General features: G+C 52.4%; 1 protein-coding gene. It reads left to right on the forward strand.

Going from position 1 to position 3,051, the window contains the following annotated elements:
- A partial coding sequence (locus tag KDK19_RS06965; RefSeq protein WP_257291615.1) for an AAA family ATPase occupies positions 1–3,051 on the forward strand: 3,051 nt, incomplete at both ends.

The following is a 3,051-nucleotide window of genomic DNA, read 5'->3' on the forward strand; positions in this document are numbered from 1 at the left end:
GTTTTATCAGATGCCGGTGGAGAATGCCGAGCTTCATTCACTGTTCCAAAGCCTGCCCCACTCCTTATCCCAAGCTGGTAATGCACCAGGAACCCCGATCATCATTAACCAGGGTAATATCGCAGAATGGCTGAACCCCATTGCCATTGCCCCGGAAGGCTATGCAGTGCCTAACACTTGTTTGTTGGAACAGATTCGGGCGGGTGGTGCAGTCACCGTAACCTCTCCCCTCACAGAGGCGCTATGGTTTTGTTTGCTGGGCACTCTGCAGACGATTCGTGAAACAACAGGCCTGGAGCCCCGACTTCAGGTAGCTCATTCAAAACAGCAGCCTGAAGCTCTGGGGTTGGAAGAAAAAGATGAGTACTCCATTCGAGATCATGCTGCCTTCGATGCCGTCACGTATCAGCAACCTTCTCAGGCCAGTCATTGGATAAAGCACCAGCAGCCAGCACCTCTGGTGATTCAGGTCAATGAACAGACCAGCTTCAGTCAGCTATTTGATACTATTCAAATCACCTCAGAACAAAAGGCACATTTGGGTCGGCGTCAGAGTGAGTTGCAGGAGGCATTCACTGCTGGCAAACCGATTGTATTGTGGGGACTGGAAAGTAATCCAACACTTCAGCAGCTTCTGGAACCCTTGATGGTTGGACAACCGCTGTTGGTCAATGGCCAATTACAAGCCTACCCACAAGCTCATATCACCCTGCTTTGGCCTGAGTCTGCGAACAGCCCATCTTCGATATTCAGTTCAATGGTTGCCAGGGGTAAACCGTGTCCTGAGGTGGATATCTGGGATATCAGTGCAGTCAATCATGGTATCTCCCGGCCAGAGCTGCCAGAACGAGCACTTCACGCACTTTACGAAGCGTTTAAAACCGTACCTCCCGACCTTTGTAACCCACTGCCTGAGTTGACCGAAGGGTTATTAAATAACCTGATACTGGCTGCCCGGCGAGCACAGCAGATCGACCAGTCCCCAAAGCTCCTGCCCCGACACTGGCGCAAGGCCATCAATAGCGTCATCACCCACGACACCCGACAGAATCCGGCAGTGCGGGATTTTATGAAAGTGGCCTGTTGGCACATACTGCCCGACGCTCATGAGGAGCCGGGTCAGCATCAAACTGCCTCGGTAGACCCGGATCGGTTGAATGCCATCATCGGCAGTGCCCCGCAGTTGGATAGAGCGTTTGTGAAGCAGAACCTGTGGCCACTGGCCAGAGCCTTTGACCTGACAGTCCTTGAGGACAGCCAATTTGCAGGATTACAACTGTCCTACGAAACTCCATTTCCAGTGCGGGGTGAAGAAGAGATTCTGGACAGGCTTTGTGCCATCATCCTGGCCCATGCGCCTGAAGCACAACGAGCAGCAATAGCGTATCAGTTAGCCGTCGAACCGGCGGCAGCAGAGCCTTATCAGCGCTTGGCCATCAGACCATCAAGACAGATTAAACGTTTACAAGATGCTCTGGCTTCCGGCTGGCAGTTACCCTTGCCATTGGGGCAGATCCGATCCGATGCCATTCACGCTCTGGCCAGAGATTGTTTTCATATTGCCAGAACAGCACATTCTGACGCGGCAGGCATTGAACAGATAGAAAGTCGACTGTCTCAATCATTGGAGTGGCAGGGTTCCGCCGATCAGCCTTTGTCAGCACTGGCTCACGATCTTTATCACGGCCTGATGAATCAGAAGGATCGTGAAAGCCGTCGATTATCCTCACTCTATGACCGGTTTGCGGACTCACCCGTTATATTTCTGCAGGGAGAAACCGGCACCGGGAAAAGTTATTTTTTCGCCAGAATGACGAAGACTTCAGGGCAGGCTTCGGTCATTTCCCTTGGGCCTGCTGACAGCGAAAAAGCCCTGATGAAACGCTGGCAGTGGCGAAAGCACGGAGATGGCGACTGCTCTGCGGAACAGCAAAACCAGGTACTGATGGAATGGGCCAACATCCGGGCCGACAAAGACGAACACAAAGACGGGCGCCATGTTGAAAAAAAATATGTTGAAGAAAAATATGTCACCCTGGTTCTGGATGAAGCCAACCTCACCAAAACCGGACTGCTGGCGTCATTGAACGGCTTATGGGAAGCGGAGCCCTGTATCTATGTGAATAGTCATCCTGTCAGGGTCAGCTCAAAACACCGGGTAATTATCACCAGTAACCCGGACCATGACGCCGGGTGCCAGCTCGACCCGACCGTGAAAGAGAAGTTGTCCAGGACATACTCCCCCACCCTGAACCGGGCTTTCCTTCGGGACAGAGTGGTGGAACCGGCTCTGATCAGGCATTTACAACCGCATCTGCCCGACTATCAAATAGACACTCTTGCACAAAGTGCCACCGGGAGTGTGATGGCGCTCTGGCAATATTATCAGGAACTGTTGCCAGAGCATGACTTTACCCCCAGGGATTTAACGGATATCTGCAGCTGGGTGGGTTGGTATCTGGATGGTGCATTACCCGTCAGTGACAGTGTTACCTGTGAGCAAATGAACGGTTTGATCCAGCAAAGTTTTCGCGATGTGCTGGGTCCTGAAATCAGCGAGACTCATCAGGATGCACTGTCAGCGCTGGAGCTTAGGTTTGCTGCCCGTTACTCCCCGGACAACACCCTGAGCGACAAAGTTTATAATCAGACCATCCTGCCCCACATACAGCAGGCCTTCAAAAAATTCACCGAACAAACCCGACCTGACTTTGATACATCCGGTTCAGCAGTCAGTGAGCTGGTGCAACGGCTTGGACAGGATTTAAGTCGCTGTCAGCAGGCTTATCATCTCAACAGAAAACACGACGGTCGTCAGGCGACACTGATTGAAGGCCCGACCGGACGGGGTAAGGACGCCACACTGAATCTGGTGATTGAAAGTGTTAAACGGCAGGCTGTGCAGCGGGGGGAATCCATGCCAGAGGTCTTTCGCCTGAATGCCTGTGATGGTTCCCGGGACAAACTCTTTGAAGCCATCCGGACAGCACAAATCGATGGTGGCATCGTGGTTATTTCAGAAATGAATCTGATCGACAGCCAGCATCTGGA

Source organism: Endozoicomonas sp. ONNA1 (assembly GCF_024606325.1).
In the GTDB taxonomy this organism is placed as follows: domain Bacteria; phylum Pseudomonadota; class Gammaproteobacteria; order Pseudomonadales; family Endozoicomonadaceae; genus Endozoicomonas_A.